The organism is Cupriavidus sp. 96C5-1 (assembly GCF_057798855.1).
Genome location: NZ_JBYOJU010000074.1, coordinates 24,699 through 31,563 on the forward strand (window position 1 = coordinate 24,699; position 6,865 = coordinate 31,563).

7 protein-coding genes are annotated in these 6,865 nt (G+C 61.8%); 1 reads left to right on the forward strand and 6 read right to left on the reverse strand.

Annotated features, from left to right (window positions below):
- Nucleotides 1–24 precede the first annotated feature (24 nt).
- Nucleotides 25–1,182, forward strand: coding sequence for a CaiB/BaiF CoA transferase family protein (locus tag AC3FOF_RS42435; RefSeq protein WP_488730085.1), 1,158 nt, complete (start codon nt 25–27; stop codon nt 1,180–1,182).
- Nucleotides 1,183–1,226: 44 nt separating this feature from the next.
- Here AC3FOF_RS42435 and AC3FOF_RS42440 read toward each other — a convergent pair whose 3' ends face one another.
- The 6 genes from AC3FOF_RS42440 to AC3FOF_RS42465 all read right to left on the reverse strand — a co-directional run bounded on the left by AC3FOF_RS42440 (nt 1,227) and on the right by AC3FOF_RS42465 (nt 6,862).
- On the reverse strand, nt 1,227–2,021 hold the full coding sequence (locus AC3FOF_RS42440; protein ID WP_276264008.1) for an enoyl-CoA hydratase/isomerase family protein: 795 nt from the start codon (nt 2,019–2,021) through the stop codon (nt 1,227–1,229).
- Nucleotides 2,022–2,066: 45 nt separating this feature from the next.
- On the reverse strand, nt 2,067–2,558 hold the full coding sequence (locus AC3FOF_RS42445) for a MaoC/PaaZ C-terminal domain-containing protein (RefSeq protein WP_017224567.1): 492 nt from the start codon (nt 2,556–2,558) through the stop codon (nt 2,067–2,069).
- 100 nt (nt 2,559–2,658) lie between these two features.
- The gene (locus AC3FOF_RS42450; protein ID WP_488730086.1) at nt 2,659–3,624 is read right to left on the reverse strand and encodes a Bug family tripartite tricarboxylate transporter substrate binding protein; all 966 of its coding nucleotides are present in this window, start codon (nt 3,622–3,624) and stop codon (nt 2,659–2,661) included.
- 59 nt (nt 3,625–3,683) lie between these two features.
- On the reverse strand, nt 3,684–5,087 hold the full coding sequence (locus AC3FOF_RS42455; RefSeq protein WP_488730087.1) for an MmgE/PrpD family protein: 1,404 nt from the start codon (nt 5,085–5,087) through the stop codon (nt 3,684–3,686).
- 73 nt (nt 5,088–5,160) lie between these two features.
- Nucleotides 5,161–6,093 (reverse strand): electron transfer flavoprotein subunit alpha/FixB family protein, encoded by a 933-nt coding sequence (locus AC3FOF_RS42460; RefSeq protein WP_276264005.1) that lies wholly within the window; start codon nt 6,091–6,093, stop codon nt 5,161–5,163.
- Between the two features lie 19 nt (nt 6,094–6,112).
- Nucleotides 6,113–6,862 (reverse strand): electron transfer flavoprotein subunit beta/FixA family protein, encoded by a 750-nt coding sequence (locus AC3FOF_RS42465; protein WP_488726591.1) that lies wholly within the window; start codon nt 6,860–6,862, stop codon nt 6,113–6,115.
- Nucleotides 6,863–6,865 lie beyond the last annotated feature (3 nt).

Below are 6,865 nucleotides of genomic sequence, written 5' to 3' on the forward strand. Positions count from 1 at the left end.
ATGGCTGAGACGGAACACGGAGACATGATGAATCGGGACGGAACTACAGTATCTCAACCATCCAATGGCGTGCATGATCGCGGGCCGCTTCATGGAGTCCGCGTTGTCGAATTCGCGGGCCTGGGCCCTGGCCCCTTTGCCTGCATGCTACTGGCCGACATGGGAGCCGATGTTGTTCGCATCGACCGCCCTGGTGCCAAGCCACGGCATCCCAAAGACCTGATTGGCCGAGGTAGACGCACAGTCCATCTGGACCTGAAGGACAGCGAAGACCGAAAGCGCGTCCTCGGACTGCTTGAACATGCGGATGCGCTGGTTGAAGGGTTTCGGCCGGGCGTCATGGAGAGGCTGGGGCTCGGACCGGAACTAGTTGAGCAAATCAATCCACGCCTGGTTTATGGTCGGATGACTGGTTGGGGGCAAGACGGACCACTCGCACAAGCTGCTGGTCACGATATTAACTACATCGCCCTAAGCGGGGCATTGGCGGCCATTGGTGAAGGCGGCTCGCCTCCCATTCCTCCGCTTAATCTTGTAGGAGATTATGGCGGTGGCAGTCTATACCTTGTTGTCGGAATGCTGGCCGGTTTGCTGGAGGCTCGCAGCTCCGGCCGCGGCCAGGTGGTGGATGCTGCAATTTGCGACGGCGCCCTGTCGTTAATGAGCCTGGCCCAGGGCCAACGGTTGCGGGGCACATTCATGGAGCAGCGAGGGAGCAACATGCTCGATGGCGGCGCTCCCTATTACGCTTCATATCGGACAAGAGACGACAAGTTTGTTTGCGTGGGTGCGATCGAGCCGCAGTTCTTTGCGTTGCTATGCGTGAAGCTTGACTTGGACCCCGCGCTCCGCGATGCGCAGCATGACCGTCTACGCTGGCCCGCGTTGCGCTCCGAACTGACGCGAATCTTTCAGACGCAGACACAGGCAGAATGGGTGGCTCAACTCGAAGGAACGGATGCGTGCTTCGCGCCTGTGCTTGCACTGAGTGAGGTCTTAGGCCACCCGCATATGGCAGCACGCAGCGCCATGGTTGATGTTGATGGTGTGGCGTACCCGGCTCCGGCACCGAGGTTCTCCAGGACGCGCTCGACGATCGCCGAATGCAATGCTATGGACATTCAGGAAAGTGAAGCCATTGTCGGCGAATGGCGCCTAGCGGCGCCGGCGACTATCCGCTAAACCAGGCTGACAAGGCCGTACGGATAGCTGAAAAGACTCTCTGGCTAGCGACCAACGAAAACGGGGTCGCGCTTCTCCAGAAACGCGCGCAAGCCTTCCTGGCCATCGTCGGTGTCGTAGCAGATGTTCTGTGCCGCCGTTTCACGGAACAGTGCCTCCCGCATTCCCCCCTGGTGATGCTGCTGAACTGCGCGCTTGGCTAGCCGGATCGGCAGCGGAGCATTCAGCGCGATGCGCTGCGCCAGGTCCATCGCGGCAACCATCAAATCCCCCGGCTCGACGACTTGACTGACGATCTGCAAGCGAAGCGCGTCTTCCGCATCGATTGCGGCACCGGTGTAGATCAGTTCGAAGGCCTTTGATTGTCCCACGATAGTTGGCAGGAGGTAGGTACCACCGTAGTCGGGCATCAGACCTCGCTTGACATGGGATTGCGAGAAGATGGCTGTGCGCGACGCAATGCGAATATCCGCCGCCAGAGCGAGATTCATGCCGGCGCCCATGGCGGGGCCATTGACAGCCGCGATGACTGGCTTGCTTGCTTCATAGACTGCCAGCAGCGTTCGGTCGCGAGGCGGTTCGATCTTGTCAGCCAGCGGCCGGCCCTCGGTTACGCGACCATAGATCTCGCGCAGATCACCGCCGGCGCAAAAGGCCTTGCCGGCACCTGTCAGGACTACCACGCGCACTTGATCATTGTCGTTCGCCATTGCCATGGCCGCGACAATGTCTTCGCGCATTGTGCCGCCGAGCGCATTGCTGCGCTCAGTGCGGTTGAGCGTAATGATCGCTACACTGTCTCGCTGTTCGTATAGAACACATCCAAAGACCCGGTGCATGGGGTTGTCTCCAATAATTGCCTATTGGCCACTACATCGTTGTTGCTACCGAGCCTGTTCTTCGGTCGACCGACATCTGTACATGAGCGAAATCACCATGGAGTGCACCGTCTCTCCGCGTTGATTCTTGACGATGCGATCGCAAGTCACGACGCCCTGCTCGCCGCTGCTGGTCAGCTTCTTTTCCGTAGGCGTGATGAAAACCTGGATGGTGTCGCCTGCCTTGACCGGAAGGTGCATACGCCACTTGTCCAGACCAAGCATCGCGACAATGGTGCCGTCATTGATGCCGCTCAGGCATTGAAGTCCGCCTGCGATGGCCAGCACGAGGGGACCGTGCGCAATCGGCTCTCCATAGGGTTGCGTCTTGCAGAACTCATGGTCGATATGCGGCGCGTTGTGGTCGCCCGACAGGCAGGCGAAATTGACAATATCGGTCAGGGTGACGGTGCGTCGGGAAGTAACGATAGTCTTGCCGATTCCAAAATCCTCGAAATAGAGGCCACGTGGTCGATATTGAGCTGCGTTATCAGTCATTGCGTAATCCAGGAATTGAGGTTAGGCAAAAGAGCGGTCCATGCATCCGAAGACGCATGGATCATGTGAAGAAGAGTTTTGTTGGTCGGGCCGGCGGCATCTACTGCTTTTCAATGCGAGCAAGCTCCGCAATGCGTACATAGCGGGCTGTGTCACGAGCGATCAAGGACGTGTAGGCCTCGGGTGTCGATGACTTGGCCTCGATCCCGAGCAGGGAGAACTGGTGCCGTACTTCGCCGGATTCAACCGCCTTTACAATCTCCACATTTAACCGCCTGACAATCTCTGGCGGCGTTCCAGCCGGTGCAAGCAGGCCAAGCCAGCCGGTGAAATCGAAGTCCTTGTAGCCGAGCTCCTGCATGGTAGGGGTATCGGGCAGCGCATCCGATCGCTTTGCGCTCAGCATGGCAAGAGGCTTGATACGGCCACTGCGGATATGAGGCAGGATCGGACCAACAGAGTCAGGAGCGACCGTGATCCTGCCGCCAACCAGATCGGTTTCAGCTTCAGCTGGGCCTTTGTACGGGATGGGAGCGATGTCCGTTCCCGCCTGCTGATTGAGGGATTCCATCGCGAGCTGATAGAGGCCGGCCGAACTGCCATAGGTCACGGTGCCCGGCGCCCGTTTCGCTTGGGCGATGAGATCCGAAATCGAGTTGATCGAGGCGTCCTTGCGAGTCACCAGCAGCAACGGCGTGGCGGCAACCAGCGAGATGGGCGTGAAGTGCTTGCGGGGATCGAAGGGGGGCGCCTTGAGCAAGGCGGGCGGCACCATTGTCGAGGAAGCACTCGACAGCACCAGGGTATAGCCATCCGGAATGCTGCGGGCGGTGGCCTGCATGCCAAGCATGCCATTGGCGCCAGGACGATTCTCGACAATGACTGGCTGCCCGAGCGGCGGTCCAATCCGCGCCGCCACGGCGCGCGCCGTGATGTCGGAGGTCGATCCCGCCGTGAATGGCACGATGATCCGGATCGGCCGGCTTGGGTAGGCGGGCTCGGCAGACACGCCAGCGCATGCCATGCTCATCGCTATTGCAACACCCGAAGAAAAAGCTGTTCTCATGTCCTGCGACCTCTCTCGTTCTCGCCTGATGGCGTGTTACAGGGATCAGTGCGCCTACGTCATGCGCAATGTGCGCCTTGATTCTCTTGCAATGCGGAGGCAAGCCAGTCAATGCCCGGCTCGTCTTCGAGGTCCAGCACGCGCTTTGCATAGGCAAGCGCGCTATCGCGCGAGATGCACCAAGAGACCAGTGCAACAAACTTTTCCACCAGATCGCTCGGGCTGAGCGGATTCGAAGGTGCCCCGCGCGGCGCATCCTGGTACAAAGTCTGTGACTGATCCGTGTGGCGGCGCCGGATCGAGACGTGGCTGCGTTCGTAGTGGTGCAGCGACGAATCGGCTGTGACACGGATGTTCGGCATGACCGCGCGCACATCGGGCCGGTTGAGATACTCGTGATGGTCGAGACTGTGTCCGGGCAGGATGACATCGAATCCACAAGCCGCGAGCGCGAGGCAATAGCGGATATCGAAGCGCGCCTCGTTCGCTGTGCGAGGGGTTTCGGCCTTGACCACCGCTTCATGGACATAGGCCGGCAGCCGGACCTCAATGTCGCACCCGGCAAGGCCACCCTGCCAATCACGCCGCAAGGCGACGAGTGCATCGACTGCGGAATGGATATAGCCGCAGCAGGCGTGTAGTTTGCGGCGTGGGGCGAGCAGCGCCCAGGTTTCCAATGCCACGCGCGCATTCTGATGGCCGTTTGTCGATACCGTCGAGAAGTATCCAAGGTCGCCGTCAAACAGGCGAAGCGGCCCGGTCATGCCATGGCTGGCATACTGAACCGCGGTGACGGCGGTGGCGGCAGGCTGCGCACCGAACAATATCGGCTTCACGGTGCCCCCCTGGCGGAAGATGACCTCCGCGGGGCACCAGCCCGCCAGTGCCCCGGAAATCACCAGCGCGTGGCGGGTCTGCTCCTCATTCAGGCCGCGCAAATGCGCCACGGCTGCTGCTGCGCCGACAGAGGATGGCAGCCCGACGGGCGTCAGACCCACTTCACTATACGGCTTCAGCGATGGGTACACAGCAGCGTAGACGGCGCTGGTCAATTCAATGGCGCGTACCACGGCTTCAATCAACTGGCGACCACTCGCGCCAACGGTTTCGGCGGTAGCGACAGCCGCGGTCACGCAACCGATGCTCGCGTGGCCACCGATCAGGTCGTTCAGCTCGAGGATGTCGCCCGCATAGCCGTTGGCGATGACGGCCGCTGCGATCGGCATTTTTCTGCCATGGATGAGTACGGAAGCGTGATCATCGCCCTGGGTCGGTGCGCCGGACCACCTGGCAACCAGCCTGGATTCGTCGGCCTGCATGCCGGCGACGATGCAGCCGATGGTGTCAAGAATGCAAAGCTTTGCCTGGGTGACGACGGCATCGGGCAGATTGTCGAAGCGACACTGCGCGGCGCGCGCATGGAGCCGGTCGAGGAACATGGCGTCAGTAGTGATCGAAGTCATGATGGAGGCCCACAAGTTCGCAAGGAGCGTAGATGCGGCAAGTCTTGTCTTCGCGGGGCGCGAGCGGCTGGAGTCAAACGGCTGCCACCAGCTCTGGCACGACGGTGTTCAGATCGCCCACCAGGCCATAGTCGGCCACCGAGAAGATCGGCGCTTCGGCGTCCTTGTTGATCGCCACGATCACCTTGGAATCCTTCATGCCGGCCAGATGCTGGATCGCGCCGGAAATGCCGACGGCGATGTACAGCTGCGGCGCAACGATCTTGCCGGTCTGGCCGACCTGGTAATCGTTGGGCACGAAGCCGGCATCGACGGCGGCGCGGGATGCGCCCATCGCGGCGTTCAGCTTGTCGGCCAGCGGCGTCAGCACCTTGGTGTAGTTCTCGCCGGAACCCACGCCACGGCCACCGGACACGATGATCTTGGCGGCGGTCAGCTCGGGGCGGTCGCTCTTGGTCACTTCGCGCGAAACGAATTGCGAGATGCCGGCGTCGGCCACGGCCGGCAGGTTTTCCACGGCGGCCGAGCCACCTTCGGCAGCGGCGGCGTCAAAGCCGGTGGTGCGCACGGTGATGACCTTGACCTTGTCCGACGATTGCACGGTCGAGATCGCGTTGCCGGCGTAGATCGGGCGCTCGAAGGTATCCGGGCCGTCCACCTTGGTGATGTCCGACAGCTGGGCTACGTCCAGCTTGGCGGCCACGCGCGGCAGGATGTTCTTGCCGTAGGGGGTGGCGGGCGCCAGGATGTGGCTGTAGTCGCTGGCGATGGCCAGCGCTTGCTCGGCCACGTTCTCGGCCAGGCCGTCGCCGAAATACGGGGCATCGGCCAGCAGTACCTTGGACACGCCGGCGATCTTGGCGGCAGCGGCGGCTGCAGCAGCGGCGTTGGCGCCGGCCACCAGCACGTGGACGTCGCCGCCGCACTGGAGAGCTGCCGTCACGGTGTTCAGCGTGGCGCCCTTGATGGATTGGTTGTCGTGTTCAGCAATGACGAGTGCAGTCATGTTTTATCTCCTGGCGCGCTCAGATGACCTTGGCTTCGTTCTTCAGCTTTTGCACCAGCGTCGCAACGTCCGGCACCATCACACCCGCGCTGCGCTTGGGCGGCTCGACGACCTTGAGGGTCTTCAGCCGGGGCGCCACGTCCACGCCGAGATCTTCCGGCTTGACGGTGTCGAGCTGCTTCTTCTTGGCCTTCATGATGTTGGGCAGCGTCACATAGCGCGGCTCGTTCAGGCGCAGGTCGGTGGTCACCATCGCCGGCAGCTTGATCGACAGGGTCTCCAGACCGCCGTCCACTTCGCGCGTCACCGACGCCCGGCCATCGGCCACCACCACCTTGGAGGCGAAGGTCGCTTGCGGCAGGCCTGCCAGCGCGGCCAGCATCTGGCCGGTCTGGTTGGAGTCGTCGTCGATGGCCTGCTTGCCCAGGATCACCAGTTGCGGCTGTTCCTTGTCGACCAGCGCCTTGAGCAGCTTGGCCACCGCCAGCGGTTGCAGGTCTTCGTTCGACTCGACCAGGATGCCGCGGTCGGCGCCGATCGCCATCGCGGTCCGCAGGGTTTCCTGGCACTGGGCAACGCCGCACGAGACGGCGATCACCTCGGTGGCCACCCCGGCTTCCTTCAGACGCACCGCTTCTTCCACGGCGATTTCGTCAAACGGGTTCATGCTCATCTTGACGTTGGCCAGATCCACGCCCGTACCGTCCGACTTCACCCGGACCTTGACGTTGTAATCCACCACGCGCTTGACTGCGACGAGTACTTTCATGCG

Coding starts and splice junctions, on each gene's coding strand:
- AC3FOF_RS42445 (WP_017224567.1), bottom strand. CDS start 2,558: ATGACTGATAACGCAGCTCAATATCGACCACGTGGCCTCTATTTCGAG.
- AC3FOF_RS42465 (WP_488726591.1), bottom strand. CDS start 6,862: ATGAAAGTACTCGTCGCAGTCAAGCGCGTGGTGGATTACAACGTCAAG.
- AC3FOF_RS42460 (WP_276264005.1), bottom strand. CDS start 6,093: ATGACTGCACTCGTCATTGCTGAACACGACAACCAATCCATCAAGGGC.
- AC3FOF_RS42435 (WP_488730085.1), top strand. CDS start 25: ATGATGAATCGGGACGGAACTACAGTATCTCAACCATCCAATGGCGTG.
- AC3FOF_RS42450 (WP_488730086.1), bottom strand. CDS start 3,624: ATGAGAACAGCTTTTTCTTCGGGTGTTGCAATAGCGATGAGCATGGCA.
- AC3FOF_RS42455 (WP_488730087.1), bottom strand. CDS start 5,087: ATGACTTCGATCACTACTGACGCCATGTTCCTCGACCGGCTCCATGCG.
- AC3FOF_RS42440 (WP_276264008.1), bottom strand. CDS start 2,021: ATGCACCGGGTCTTTGGATGTGTTCTATACGAACAGCGAGACAGTGTA.